Here is a 12,547-nt window from a genome sequence, read left to right on the forward strand (position 1 = left end):
GAGGAAATGCAATGACGGCTGAAAGCGCCCGCAAAGCAAGTATCGAACGTTCAACAAAAGAAACAAGCATTGCTGTTTCTGTGGATCTGGACGGCAACGGCAAGTTCGACATTACAACTGGTGTCGGCTTCTTCGATCATATGCTGGAGCAGCTTTCCCGACATTCGCTCATCGACATGCGCGTCATGGCCAAGGGCGATCTGCATATCGATGACCACCACACAGTCGAGGATACTGGAATTGCGCTGGGTCAGGCTGTGGCGAAAGCGCTTGGTGAGCGTCGCGGCATCGTGCGTTATGCCTCGATGGATCTCGCCATGGACGACACGCTGACGGGTGCGGCGGTCGATGTTTCGGGCCGTGCCTTTCTGGTCTGGAACGTGAATTTCACGACGGCCAAAATCGGCACCTTCGATACTGAACTGGTGCGCGAGTTCTTCCAGGCTTTTGCGATGAATGCAGGCATTACGCTGCATATCAACAATCACTATGGTGCCAACAATCACCATATTGCAGAATCGATCTTCAAGGCGGTGGCCCGGGTTCTGCGCACAGCGCTCGAAACCGATCCGCGCCAGAAGGATGCAATTCCCTCGACCAAGGGGTCGCTGAAGGGATAAGTCTTTCCCGAAAGGACGTGTCATGGCGCAATTCGTCGTTCTTGAACCAGCCGGAACTCAACGTTCCGAAAAAGCGGTTTTCGTGCGCGACGGATTCTACGCCTTAGCGCTGATCCTCCCGTTTGTCTGGCTTTTGTTGCAGCGGCTCTGGTTTGAAGCCATTGCCGTTCTCGGTGTGACGATCCTGCTGGGCGTGGCAGGTTCTGCATTGGGCATCTCCAATGCAGTGCCGCTGATCACGTTGCTATTTTCGCTTTTCGTGGCGTTGGAAGGCGTTAACTGGAAGATCGCGAAGCTAAAGCGTCAGGGTTTCGTTGAAACAGCCGTCATTGATGCGGCTGATTTGGAAGAAGCGGAAATCCGCTACTTCTACGGTCTTAAAGAAGCGGCAGAGCCAGCGACAGAAATCAAAGACTCCCTGAAGGACACCTCTGCGCCCGAATGGGCGCAGCAGCCCCCTCGTCCCACATATTCCTCATTTGGCTCGACGATCGGATTTGTCGGTCATCGCGGAGAAAACTGAAAATGCGTGTTGCAATTATCGACTATGGTTCCGGCAATCTTCGCTCGGCCACCAAGGCCTTTGAGCGCGCCGCCCATGAGAGCGGTTTGAAAGCTGAAATCGAACTGACTGCAGATGCCGATCGCGTGGCGAGCGCCGATCGCATCGTGCTGCCAGGCGTTGGCGCTTATGCCGATTGCCGTCGCGGCCTCCATGCGGTTTCCGGCATGGTGGAAGCACTGGAAGATGTGGTTCTGAAAAAGGCGCATCCGTTTCTTGGCATCTGCGTGGGTATGCAGTTGATGTCGGAACGCGGCCTTGAAAAAGAAGTGACCGAAGGTCTCGGCTGGATCGCAGGCGACGTGCGTGAAATGACGCCGTCCGACCCGACGCTCAAGATTCCGCAGATCGGCTGGAACAGGATTCACGTGAAACATTCGCATCCGGTGTTTGACGGTATCGCTACCGGCGAGAACGGCTTGCATGCCTATTTCGTGCATTCCTATATGTTCGACGCGAAGAACAAAGCAGAAGTGCTGGCCGTCACCGAATATGGTGGCGATGTGACCGCAACGGTTGGTCGCGACAACATGATCGGCACGCAGTTCCATCCTGAAAAGAGCCAGCTGCTTGGCCTTTCGCTTATTGCCAATTTCCTGAAATGGAAGCCTTGAAGATATGATCCTTTTTCCCGCCATCGATTTGAAAGACGGTCAATGCGTGCGCCTGAAGCTTGGCGACATGGATCAGGCGACCGTTTATAATGAAGACCCTGCAGCACAGGCCAAAGCTTTTGAGGATCAAGGCTTTGAATGGCTGCATGTGGTTGATCTAAACGGTGCTTTTGCTGGCGAAAGCGTCAACGGCAAAGCTGTTGAAGCCATTTTGAAAGCGACCAAAAATCCGGTTCAGCTTGGCGGCGGTATCCGCACCCTCGCCCATATCGAAAGCTGGCTTTCCAAGGGACTGCGCCGCGTAATTTTGGGTACGGTTGCCGTACGCGATCCGGCGCTGGTGATCGAAGCCTGTAAGGAGTTTCCGGGTCAGGTTGCGGTCGGCATTGACGCCAAGGGCGGCAATGTTGCCGTTGAAGGCTGGGCCGAGGCCTCCGAGCTTGGCGTGGTGGAACTCGCGAAAAAGTTTGAAGGTGCGGGTGTTGCCGCCATCATCTACACAGACATTGATCGCGACGGCGTGCTGGCTGGTATCAACTGGGATTCCACACTTGGCCTAGCAGACAGCGTTTCCATTCCGGTAATCGCATCGGGCGGTCTTGCTTCGATGGATGATATTAAGCGCCTCGCCGCTCCTGATGCACGCAAGCTTGAAGGTGCGATTTCCGGTCGCGCGCTTTACGATGGCCGCATCGATCCAGCAGAAGCACTGGCTCTTCTGAGGACTTCAGCATGACACTCAAAGCACGCGTGATTCCCTGCCTCGATGTGAAAGACGGTCGTGTCGTTAAGGGCGTAAACTTCGTCGATCTGATTGATGCCGGTGATCCGGTTGAAGCAGCACGCGCCTATGATGCGGCGGGTGCAGACGAATTGTGCTTCCTCGACATCACGGCGTCTTCGGACAATCGCGAGACAATTTTCGATGTTATCGCCCGTACAGCTGAACAGTGCTTCATGCCGCTGACTGTTGGCGGTGGCGTGCGTCAGGTTTCTGACATTCGCAAGCTGTTGCTTGCTGGGGCCGACAAGGTTTCGATCAACACGGCTGCGGTCAAGAACCCGGAATTTGTTGCAGAAGCCGCCGACAAGTTTGGCGATCAGTGCATCGTTGTGGCCATTGACGCCAAGAAGGTTTCGGGTGCTGGCGAGAGCGACCGCTGGGAAATCTTTACCCATGGCGGTCGCCAGACGACTGGCATTGATGCGGTGGAATTTGCACAGAAGGTGGTGAGCCTTGGTGCGGGTGAAATCCTGCTGACCTCGATGGATCGTGATGGCACCAAGGCGGGTTACGATGTGGCACTGACGCGCGCTGTTGCTGACAGCGTGCGCGTTCCGGTGATCGCATCGGGTGGCGTTGGAAATCTCGATCACATGGTCGACGGTATCCGCGAAGGTCATGCAACGGCAGTTCTCGCAGCATCCATCTTCCACTTTGGAACCTATACGATTGGCGAAGCCAAGCGCTATATGGCCGAGGCTGGTATCCCGATGCGGCTCGATCCGGTCCGTTGAGAATATAGCTTGTCGCGGAAAAGTGGGAACCGGTTTTCCGATAACGACATGCGCAAAAAGAGTTGAAGGAATTCCGATGGCTGAGTTCACCCTTTCCGATCTTGAACGCATCGTCGCAGAGCGTGCAAATTCGACGGATGGATCGTCTTATACTGCTAGTCTCTTTGCCAAGGGTCAGACGCGGGCCGCCAAAAAGCTTGGTGAAGAAGCCGTCGAAACGGTGATTGCCGCAGTTAGCGGTGATCGCGCGGAAGTGGTCACGGAAAGCGCTGATCTGCTTTATCACCTGCTGGTGGTTCTCAAGATTGCAGACGTGCCACTTGATGAAGTTCTTGCAGAGTTGCAACGCCGCACGGCGCAGACTGGCCTTGAGGAAAAGGCCGGTCGTCCGAAAGCATAAATGCAAACTAATCCAAAAGCTGTTAGTGCAGAATTGGCGTTGAGGGAGAGCAGCGACAATATGTGGGAAAAAGTGGACCAGCTAACGCCGTCGCGTTACTCGCCTTACCGTTTCTTTTCGGCGGAAGAGTGGGCAGGCTTTCGCGCCGACACCCCCCTCACCCTCACCTATGAAGAAGTGAAACGGTTGCGCTCGCTGGGCGATCCGATTGATCTTGATGAGGTGCGGCGCATTTATCTGTCGCTGTCCCGCCTGCTCTATGCGCATGTGGAAGCAAGCCAGCTTCTGTTCCGCCAGCGCCAGCAATTTCTCAATATGGAAGAGCGCTTCAAGACGCCCTTTATCATTGGCATTGCAGGCTCGGTTGCGGTCGGCAAATCCACGACCGCGCGTATTCTGAAAGAACTACTCGCCCGCTGGCCTTCCAGCCCGAAGGTCGATCTGGTGACGACGGACGGCTTCCTCTACCCCAACGCGGTTTTGCGTGATCAGAACATGATGGAGCGCAAGGGCTTTCCGGAAAGCTATGATGTGGGCGCGGTCTTACGTTTCCTGTCAGCGATCAAGGCAGGCATGAGCCATGTGCGCGCGCCGCTCTATTCGCATCTGAGCTATGACGTGCTGCATGGCGAATATCAGATTGTCGACAAGCCCGACATTCTGATCTTTGAAGGCATCAATGTGCTTCAGGTCCGCGATCTGCCGGAAGACGGAAAAATGGTGCCTTTCGTGTCCGACTTCTTCGACTTCTCGATCTATATCGATGCGGAATCGGAGCTGATCCACAAATGGTATATCGACCGCTTCATGCGTTTGCGTGAGACGGCTTTCGTCAATCCGCAGTCGTTCTTCCACCGTTATTCGCAGCTTTCAGAAGAAGCCGCGCGTTCCATCGGCGAAGGCCTCTGGAACAATATCAACATGAAGAACCTGCGCGAAAACATTCTTCCCACCCGCCCCCGCGCCGATATTATCCTGCGCAAAGGCAGCGATCATCTGATCGAAGAAGTGGCACTCAGAAAGATTTAAATCTCAGGAAACCAGAATGCCGCAAGTGCTGGAAATGTATCAGGTGGACGCGTTCACCAAACGTGTCTTCGCCGGAAACCCTGCGGCAGTTCTGATCCTGAAAGACTGGCTGAGCGATGCGACCATGCAAGCAATCGCTGCGGAAAACAATCTCGCGGAAACAGCTTTTGCGTGCCCTGCAGAGGATGGCTGGAAGCTCAGATGGTTTACACCGACGCTTGAGGTCGATTTCTGCGGCCATGCCACTCTGGCAACGGCGCATGTTCTGGCTTGGCACCACAAGATTGATGGTGAGCTGCATTTTCACACCCGCATAGGCAAGATCAGTGTTTCGCGCGCGGACGACGATTATGTGCTTGATGTTCCGTCCATTGCTCCCGACCAGCTTTCCGAGCTGCCCGCGTTCACTGCACCACTGTTTGAGAATGAGAGCGGAGCCACGTTCTTCAGAAATTTCGAGAATATCTATGTGCAGCTTGAGGATGAGGCTGCGGTCAGGGCTTTCGTGCCTGATCATATCCAGATTGAAAAACTGGGATCAGTCGGCCTGGTGATTACCGCACGAGGATCGTCGCACGACTTTGTTTCGCGTTATTTTGCGGCGGGATCGGGTATCCCGGAAGATCCGGTTACAGGATCTATCCATGCGACGCTTGTTCCCTATTGGGCTCAAAAGATCGGGAAAAACAAACTGTCCGCTTATCAGGCTTCTGCCCGTGGTGGACATTTGGGATGTGAGCTAAAAGGCGACCGTGTTTTGCTCACCGGCAACGCCGTAACATTCATGAAAGCCGAGATTTATATCCCGTAAAGAATAAGGGCGCCGAATAGTTCGGCGCCCTGATCGCTTTGGATCGTTTTAGCAATCAAGCAAGCGGCGGAATGCGCAGCACCTGACCCGGATAGATTTTGTCCGGATGCGTCAGCATCGGCTTGTTGGCTTCAAAGATGATGTCGTTCTTTGCGCCCTTGCCTTTGCCGTATTGAGCTTCGGCGATTTTCCAGAGATTGTCGCCCTTCTTGACCGTGTAGAAGACGGGTTCGGCACCGGTCGTCCCGGCTCCATCGACTTTCAGTTCCGAGGCTTCCACTTTGGAAACACCAAGCGAGTTGCCCACAGCGATAATAGCTTTTTCAAAAGCCGACTGATCCTTCACATTGCCGGTCAGGACGGCCTTGTCGCCCTGCACGCTCACCTGCACGCCATCGGTGCCGAGATTATGCGAGTCGAGTTCCTTCTTCAGATCATCGGCTTTGGGTTCATTTTCACCGAAACCAAGCTTGGTTCCGACCGACTTCACGAAATCGAAAATTCCCATGGGGCAAATCTCCCTGTTGTTGCTAAACTATTGATGCGTCGTATCAAATATCAGAACCAGAGATGAGCTAGCGCTTCTTGCAGCCAATCAATAGGCTACAAAGTACAGCTCGACGAAAATTGGTCAAGACAGGATTTTCCGGAAATTGCTCAATAAGTTCTGGCACTTAATTAGCATGCCCCTTCGATAAGACCGTTTTAACGACCAAGATTGGTACGGGCGAGTTCAACGATTTCATCACCACGACCGCTGATGATGGCTTTGAGCATATAAAGGCTGAAGCCCTTCGCCTGCTCGGCCTTGATCTTGGGCGGCATTACCAGTTCCTGTTTGGCTGTTAACACATCGACCAGAACCGGACCGTCATGCGCAAAAGCCTGCTTTAATGCCTCCGGCAGATCAGCGGACTCCTCTACGCGAAAACCTTTGATGCCGATGGCTTCCGCCATGGCTGCAAAATTCGGGTTTTCGAGGTCGGTTCCAGAGGTCAGATAGCCGCCCGCTTTCATTTCCATCGCCACGAAGCCAAGCGAGCCATTGTTATAAACAATGATCTTGGCGGGCAGATTGAGCTGCTTCAACGACAGGAAATCGCCCATCATCATGGTGAAACCGCCATCGCCGGACAGTGAAACGACCTGTCGTTCCGGCGCTGCAGCCTTTGCGCCCAGCGCCTGAAGCATGGCATTGGCCATTGAGCCATGATTGAAAGAACCGAGCAGGCGACGCTTGCCATTCATGGTGAGATAGCGTGCAGCCCAGACGGTAGGCGTGCCGACATCGGCGGTAAAGATCGCATCTTCATCCGCAATCTCATTGACGAGGCGGGTGAGATATTGCGGGTGGATCGGCTGGCCTGGTTTTGATGGTGCTGCCAGATCATCCAATGCCTCGCGCGCTTTCGTGTAATGTGTCTTTGCAGCATCGAGGAACTTCGTGCTGCGACCAGATTTGAGCTTCGGCAAAAGGGCTGCGATTGTTTCCGACACATCGCCGGTCACGCCCAATGTGAGCGGCGCACGGCGTCCGAGCTGTGAAGGATCATTGTCGATCTGAACGATCTTTGCCTTGTCGGGATAGAAGTTGCGATAAGGGAAACTGGTGCCAAGCATCAGCAGCGTGTCGCAGTTGAGCATGGCGTGATAGCCGGATGAAAAGCCGATCAGGCCGGTCATGCCAACATCAAAGGGATTGTCCCATTCGACATGTTCCTTGCCGCGCAGCGCATGAACCACAGGCGCCTCAAGCTGTTCGGCCAATGAAACGACAGCATCATGGGCGCCAGCGCAGCCGCTGCCTGCCAGAATGGTGATCTTCTCAGAACCGTTGAGAATATCTGCGAGCTTAGCGACATCCTGATCAGACGGAACCATGCGTGGAGGCGAGATCGGCGTCCAGGTCTGCTTTGCCCCTTCAGGTGCCTGCTTGAGCGCAACGTCACCCGGAATGACGATCACGGCCACGCCGCGCTTTCCGATGGCCGCGCGCATGGCGCGGTTCAGCACTTCGGGCATTTGTGCAGGGTTGGAAACCAGCTCAACAAAATGGCTGCATTCGCGGAACAGTTCCTGCGGATGGGTTTCCTGAAAATAGTCGAGGCCGATTTCGGATGAAGGAATATGGGCTGCAATCGCCAGCACAGGTTCGCGGTTGCGGTGACAATCAAAAAGCCCGTTGATGAGGTGCAGATTGCCAGGCCCACAGCTGCCAGCACAAACGGCCAGTTCGCCGGTGACAGCCGCTTCGGCCCCTGCGGCGAAGGCTGCGGTTTCCTCATGGCGGACATGCATCCAGTCGATCTTGCCAAGTCTTCTGAGGCTGTCATTCAGTCCGTTGAGGCTATCGCCCGTGACGCCCCAGATACGTTTAACACCTGCTTCGGCCAAGGTCTGAGCCAGAAGATCCGCAACAGTCATGCCCATGATTTCACCCTTTTCACAATCCTGAAGATCCAGTTAGGACTGAAGATCAAGTTAGGGCGCGGGGCGGATGTGGGAAGCCGTCAAACGGCATCAATCGATGCCGTTTGAATTACAAAAGTTATTTTGTGCAACTCTCGATGAAACGAGCGAGATAAGCATCAAATTCCGCTGGCGTTTCGCGAAATGGCGCATGTCCAGCATCGTCGATAACGTGGGTTTTGCCTTCCCAAAGATTACCGAATTTTACCTTAGAGACGAAGTCGAGTTCGACGAAAGGTTCGTCGCGTCCATTGACGACTGCAATTGGAAGCTTTGCTTGAGCGACGATGTCGCGCTGGTTGCCTCCGGTGCCAGCGGCGAATTTTTCAAACATGATGCGGCGCGCGCGGCCGTCGGTACGGGCAACAATATCGAGAAGCGATGCTTCGAATGGTTCGCCACAGGTGCTGCGTGCGTAAGAATCCACATCGCGCTCGGAAAAGACTTCCTGTCCGGCAAGCGCCATGTCGGGTCCACTCTTGAACCCCTGCCCCACTTCCTCGCGCGCTACGGGTGGAGTTCCGGTAATCATAAGGCCACGCATTTCATGATAACGGGCAATCATCTCGATACCGATATGGCCACCGAGCGACCAGCCGAAAACGACAGCATCGGCAATGCCGAGCTGCTGCATGACTTCCGTCATCGCATCCGCATAGCCTTCCATCGAATAGCTGCGATCAGGATCAATCGCATCGGAAGATTTGCCATGGCCCGGAAGATCAGGTGCTATCACGCGCCATTTTTTGCCGATCTCGCCTTCGAGCTGTGGTGCGAAAATTGCGCCCGAACTTGAATTGCCATGGATCATCAGAAGAGGAGCGCCCTCGCCTTCGCTTTCACGCACAGCAATGCGGCCATGGCTGGTTTCAAGCTCGTGATAATTGATTGTCATGTTGTCTGTTCCCAAAATGCGAATGGTATATTTGTTTTTACGCGCATCTCCTTCCGAAAACCGGTTCCCACTTTTCGGGATGCGCTTAATCGTAAGAAACCTTGCCGCGGCCTTTCTTGATGTCAGAGCGTCCGGATTTAGCCTTGAGGCGGCGCTCAATCGAGCCTTTTGTCGGCTTTGTTTTCCTGCGCGGTGGCGGTGGCGGAACTTCTGCCTCCTGGATCAGCGCAATCATCCGCTCACGGGCATCTTCGCGATTGCGTTCCTGTGTGCGAAAGCGATTGGCCTCGATCAGTATGTCACCGTCCTTGGTGCCTTTTTGACCAGCAAGCTTGAAAAGACGGGAAAGCACATCTTCGGGAAGGCCGGAGCGTGCCGCATGAAAGCGCAGCTGCACGGCGGTCGAAACCTTATTGACGTTCTGACCACCGGGACCGGATGAGCGAATAAAGCTCTCCTCCAGATCGTCCTCGTGGATCGTCAGGCGGTTGGTGATGCGAATGATGTTGCGGCTTTCTTCCATGATGGAAAGTGATACACCGCTTTCTAACGCATGTCTCCCAAAAGTGGGAACCGGTTTTGGGATAAAGACATGCGTAAAAACAAATGGATAGAGCGAGCGCGGTGGATACGATCAAGCGCGACACGTTCTATCCGTTAGACAAAAGAAAAACCCGGCCTTTCAGCCGGGCTTCTCCTCCTCCTCAGGATATCAATCACATTTATTGTGCGGCGATCTGGGTCGCTGGCGCAGCGTCCTTCACATCGTGATCGACATGGCTTTCGAACTTCTCGAAATTGTTCACGAACATATCGACAAGTTTTTGCGCCTGTGCGTCGTAAGCTGCCTTGTCAGCCCAGGTCGAACGCGGATCGAGAATGGACGTATCCACGCCCGGCACTTCAACCGGCACGGCGAAGCCGAAATTCGGATCAGTACGGAATTCCGCATTATTGAGCGAACCGTCGAGCGCTGCTGCAAGAAGCGCACGGGTAGCCTTGATCGGCATACGCTTGCCGGTGCCATAAGCGCCGCCGGTCCAGCCGGTGTTGACCAGCCAGCAATCGACCTTGTGTTCGGCGATCAGCTTGCGCAGCAGATTGCCATATTCCGATGGATGGCGCGGCATGAATGGCGCACCAAAGCAGGTCGAGAACGTTGCTTCAGGCTCGGTCACGCCCTTTTCGGTACCGGCAACCTTGGCGGTGTAGCCTGACAGGAAGTGATACATGGCCTGCGCAGGCGTAAGCTTGGCGATCGGAGGCATGACGCCGAAGGCATCAGCGGTAAGCATGATGATGTTCTTTGGCTGACCGCCCTTGCCCGTCGATGATGCATTCGGGATGAAGTCGAGCGGATAGGCGCAGCGGGTGTTTTCAGTCAGCGATACGTCATCGAAATCCGGTTGGCGGTTTGCATCCAGCACAACATTTTCCAGCACAGTGCCGAAGCGCTGCGTAGTTGCGTAGATTTCCGGCTCGGCTTCAGCTGACAAACGAATGGTCTTGGCATAGCAGCCGCCTTCGAAATTGAAGACGCCATCTTCGCCCCAGCCGTGCTCGTCATCGCCGATCAGCGTGCGGGTTGGATCAGCCGACAGCGTGGTCTTGCCAGTGCCGGACAGACCGAAGAAGACAGCCGTGTCGCCGTTCGGGCCTTCATTGGCCGAGCAATGCATTGGCATGACGCCCTTGGCAGGCAGAAGATAGTTGAGCGCGGTGAAGACCGACTTCTTCATTTCACCAGCATAGGAAGTGCCACCGATCAGCACAATCTTGCGGGTGAGATCGACTGCGATCACCGTTTCGGTGCGCACGCCATAGCGCGCAGGATCGGCCTTGAAGGAAGGTAGGTCGATAATGGTCATTTCAGGCACGTAAGAAGCAAGCGCTGCTTCTTCCGGACGGATCAGCAAGTTGCGGATGAACAGCGAATGCCATGCATATTCAGTGACAACACGCGCGTTGATCTTGTTGTCTTCGTCTGCGCCGCCGATGAGATCCTGTACGAAAAGCTCCTTGCCCTTCGCATGTTCGATGAAATCGGCATAGAGAAGCTCGAAAGCCTCCGGCGTCATTGGCTTGTTGTTGTCCCACCAGACCTGATCTTCGGTGTTTGCATCGCGAACCACGAATTTGTCTTTTGGCGAACGGCCAGTGTGCTGGCCCGTTCTAGCAACAAGGGCTCCTTGTGCTGAAAGCTCTGCTTCGCCACGGCGAATAGTCTCTTCATAAAGCCGGGCCGGTCCAAAATTATAAAAGACTGCGGACAGTTCCTTCAATCCTGAAGTGGCAATGGAAGCGGCAGTATTGTGAATGCCGATCTCTTTCATGGTCTCTCCGCCATCTGGTTCTAAAGTTTGTTGGCCCGGTTCATTTTAATCCGGGATGGCAGTCAGAAACAGATTAATTAAATCAAATCAAATATTTAATCGATTTAAAAAAATTGAAACTTTTTTAAATCGTTTAATCTTCACGTTATCGGGTGTATTTTTCATCGAGAACAATTGCCGATTGCATTAACCAAGGAAAAGGAATCGCAGCGGGGCATGGATGGTTAGTTGAGCGGCTGCCACATTTTGTACCTAATTTGTACTGCACAAGCGGCATGACTATTATACTATTGATTTGTCGGGCAGCTGGAACCACTTCTTAGGTGAACTGACAAAGAGAATTTGCAGACGAGACGCCAGAAGGCGTTCGGTTATTTCTGCCGCTGCCGTGATCGGGGCGGTTTAAAAAGGAGAAGGTCCGCATGAAGGAAGCTTCGGCAACGCAGACAATTGCGCTGGTCGACGATGACCGCAACATTCTGACCTCCGTTTCCATTGCTCTGGAGTCGGAAGGCTATCGCGTGGAGACCTATACCGATGGGGCTTCCGCTTTGGATGGCCTGATGGCGCGTCCACCGAACCTTGCGATCTTTGATATCAAGATGCCGCGCATGGATGGTATGGAACTTCTGCGCCGCCTGCGCCAGAAGTCTGATCTTCCGGTCATCTTCCTGACGTCCAAGGACGACGAAATTGATGAATTGTTCGGCCTCAAGATGGGCGCTGACGATTTCATCACCAAGCCGTTCTCGCAGCGTCTTCTGGTCGAGCGTGTGAAGGCCGTGCTGCGCCGTGTTGCGGCTCGTGATGGCACCGCAAAGCCGACCGGCCAGCAGGCCAAGTCACTGGAACGTGGCCAGCTGGTCATGGATCAGGAACGCCACACCTGCACCTGGAAAGGTGAGCCGGTAACGCTTACTGTGACCGAATTCCTCATCCTTCACTCGCTTGCACAGCGCCCCGGTGTTGTGAAAAGCCGTGACGCGCTGATGGATGCGGCTTATGATGAGCAGGTCTATGTGGATGATCGCACCATCGACAGCCACATCAAGCGCCTTCGCAAGAAGTTCAAATCGACCGATGACGATTTTGAGATGATCGAAACGCTCTATGGCGTCGGTTACCGCTTCCGCGAAGCGTAATATGAAGTTATGAGAGCGCCGGGCCATTAGAGGCCCGGAGGCTTATTAGAGCATTTCCAGCAAAAGTGCGAAGCGGTTTTGCGTCGGATAATGCGATAAAAACAAAGAGATCGAGCATTCCCCATGATTCATCCTGAATAGGAAATGCTCTAAG

The 12,547-nt window shown here is 54.2% G+C and carries 14 protein-coding genes; 9 read left to right on the plus strand and 5 right to left on the minus strand.

The annotated features are described in order from the left end of the window. Positions 1–11: 11 nt before the first annotated feature. From hisB to KMS41_10845, 8 genes are all read left to right on the plus strand, one after another. A complete protein-coding gene (gene hisB / locus KMS41_10810) occupies positions 12–620 on the plus strand; it encodes an imidazoleglycerol-phosphate dehydratase HisB (GenBank protein QWK77557.1) in 609 nt (202 codons plus the stop codon). Between the two features lie 22 nt (positions 621–642). Further along, positions 643–1,143 (plus strand): DUF2628 domain-containing protein, encoded by a 501-nt coding sequence (locus KMS41_10815; protein ID QWK77558.1) that lies wholly within the window; start codon positions 643–645, stop codon positions 1,141–1,143. Positions 1,144–1,145: 2 nt separating this feature from the next. Continuing rightward, positions 1,146–1,796: an imidazole glycerol phosphate synthase subunit HisH gene (gene hisH, locus KMS41_10820; protein QWK77559.1), complete on the plus strand. Its 651-nt coding sequence runs from the start codon at positions 1,146–1,148 to the stop codon at positions 1,794–1,796. 4 nt (positions 1,797–1,800) lie between these two features. Beyond that, the gene (hisA, locus tag KMS41_10825; GenBank protein ID QWK77560.1) at positions 1,801–2,532 is read left to right on the plus strand and encodes a 1-(5-phosphoribosyl)-5-[(5-phosphoribosylamino)methylideneamino]imidazole-4-carboxamide isomerase; all 732 of its coding nucleotides are present in this window, start codon (positions 1,801–1,803) and stop codon (positions 2,530–2,532) included. Then, complete coding sequence (hisF, locus tag KMS41_10830; protein ID QWK77561.1) at positions 2,529–3,314, plus strand: imidazole glycerol phosphate synthase subunit HisF; 786 nt, start codon at positions 2,529–2,531, stop codon at positions 3,312–3,314. Before hisA ends, hisF begins: the two co-directional genes overlap by 4 nt. Before the next feature lie 76 nt (positions 3,315–3,390). Continuing rightward, the gene (locus KMS41_10835; protein ID QWK77562.1) at positions 3,391–3,714 is read left to right on the plus strand and encodes a phosphoribosyl-ATP diphosphatase; all 324 of its coding nucleotides are present in this window, start codon (positions 3,391–3,393) and stop codon (positions 3,712–3,714) included. A gap of 60 nt (positions 3,715–3,774) precedes the next feature. Next, positions 3,775–4,743 carry a type I pantothenate kinase gene (gene coaA, locus KMS41_10840; protein QWK78849.1) on the plus strand — a complete coding sequence of 323 codons (969 nt, stop codon included), beginning with the start codon at positions 3,775–3,777 and terminating at the stop codon, positions 4,741–4,743. 16 nt (positions 4,744–4,759) lie between these two features. Then, positions 4,760–5,554 carry a PhzF family phenazine biosynthesis protein gene (locus KMS41_10845; protein ID QWK77563.1) on the plus strand — a complete coding sequence of 265 codons (795 nt, stop codon included), beginning with the start codon at positions 4,760–4,762 and terminating at the stop codon, positions 5,552–5,554. Between the two features lie 55 nt (positions 5,555–5,609). Here the strand turns inward: KMS41_10845 and lysM are convergent, their stop codons facing one another. From lysM to KMS41_10870, 5 genes are all read right to left on the minus strand, one after another. Continuing rightward, positions 5,610–6,062: a peptidoglycan-binding protein LysM gene (lysM, locus tag KMS41_10850; protein QWK77564.1), complete on the minus strand. Its 453-nt coding sequence runs from the start codon at positions 6,060–6,062 to the stop codon at positions 5,610–5,612. Positions 6,063–6,259: 197 nt separating this feature from the next. Next, the gene (gene poxB, locus KMS41_10855) at positions 6,260–7,984 is read right to left on the minus strand and encodes a ubiquinone-dependent pyruvate dehydrogenase (GenBank protein QWK77565.1); all 1,725 of its coding nucleotides are present in this window, start codon (positions 7,982–7,984) and stop codon (positions 6,260–6,262) included. A gap of 118 nt (positions 7,985–8,102) precedes the next feature. Next, complete coding sequence (locus tag KMS41_10860) at positions 8,103–8,918, minus strand: alpha/beta hydrolase (protein ID QWK77566.1); 816 nt, start codon at positions 8,916–8,918, stop codon at positions 8,103–8,105. 85 nt (positions 8,919–9,003) lie between these two features. Then, entirely contained in the window at positions 9,004–9,441 is a 438-nt protein-coding gene (gene arfB / locus KMS41_10865) for an aminoacyl-tRNA hydrolase (GenBank protein QWK77567.1), read from the minus strand. A 199-nt stretch (positions 9,442–9,640) separates the two neighbouring features. Next, positions 9,641–11,251, minus strand: a complete 1,611-nt coding sequence (locus KMS41_10870) for a phosphoenolpyruvate carboxykinase (protein ID QWK77568.1) — start codon at positions 11,249–11,251, stop codon at positions 9,641–9,643. Positions 11,252–11,673: 422 nt separating this feature from the next. Between KMS41_10870 and KMS41_10875 the strand changes: the two genes are divergently transcribed. Further along, a complete protein-coding gene (locus KMS41_10875; protein QWK77569.1) occupies positions 11,674–12,393 on the plus strand; it encodes a response regulator transcription factor in 720 nt (239 codons plus the stop codon). Positions 12,394–12,547 lie beyond the last annotated feature (154 nt).

Source organism: Ochrobactrum sp. BTU1 (assembly GCA_018798825.1).
Classification (GTDB): Bacteria; Pseudomonadota; Alphaproteobacteria; order Rhizobiales; family Rhizobiaceae; genus Brucella.

Excerpts from the sequence above, each read along its gene's own strand:
- hisB (QWK77557.1), top strand. The coding sequence starts at position 12 with ATGACGGCTGAAAGCGCCCGCAAAGCAAGTATCGAACGTTCAACAAAA.
- KMS41_10815 (QWK77558.1), top strand. The coding sequence starts at position 643 with ATGGCGCAATTCGTCGTTCTTGAACCAGCCGGAACTCAACGTTCCGAA.
- hisH (QWK77559.1), top strand. The coding sequence starts at position 1,146 with ATGCGTGTTGCAATTATCGACTATGGTTCCGGCAATCTTCGCTCGGCC.
- hisA (QWK77560.1), top strand. The coding sequence starts at position 1,801 with ATGATCCTTTTTCCCGCCATCGATTTGAAAGACGGTCAATGCGTGCGC.
- hisF (QWK77561.1), top strand. The coding sequence starts at position 2,529 with ATGACACTCAAAGCACGCGTGATTCCCTGCCTCGATGTGAAAGACGGT.
- KMS41_10835 (QWK77562.1), top strand. The coding sequence starts at position 3,391 with ATGGCTGAGTTCACCCTTTCCGATCTTGAACGCATCGTCGCAGAGCGT.
- coaA (QWK78849.1), top strand. The coding sequence starts at position 3,775 with ATGTGGGAAAAAGTGGACCAGCTAACGCCGTCGCGTTACTCGCCTTAC.
- KMS41_10845 (QWK77563.1), top strand. The coding sequence starts at position 4,760 with ATGCCGCAAGTGCTGGAAATGTATCAGGTGGACGCGTTCACCAAACGT.
- lysM (QWK77564.1), bottom strand. The coding sequence starts at position 6,062 with ATGGGAATTTTCGATTTCGTGAAGTCGGTCGGAACCAAGCTTGGTTTC.
- poxB (QWK77565.1), bottom strand. The coding sequence starts at position 7,984 with ATGGGCATGACTGTTGCGGATCTTCTGGCTCAGACCTTGGCCGAAGCA.
- KMS41_10860 (QWK77566.1), bottom strand. The coding sequence starts at position 8,918 with ATGACAATCAATTATCACGAGCTTGAAACCAGCCATGGCCGCATTGCT.
- arfB (QWK77567.1), bottom strand. The coding sequence starts at position 9,441 with ATGGAAGAAAGCCGCAACATCATTCGCATCACCAACCGCCTGACGATC.
- KMS41_10870 (QWK77568.1), bottom strand. The coding sequence starts at position 11,251 with ATGAAAGAGATCGGCATTCACAATACTGCCGCTTCCATTGCCACTTCA.
- KMS41_10875 (QWK77569.1), top strand. The coding sequence starts at position 11,674 with ATGAAGGAAGCTTCGGCAACGCAGACAATTGCGCTGGTCGACGATGAC.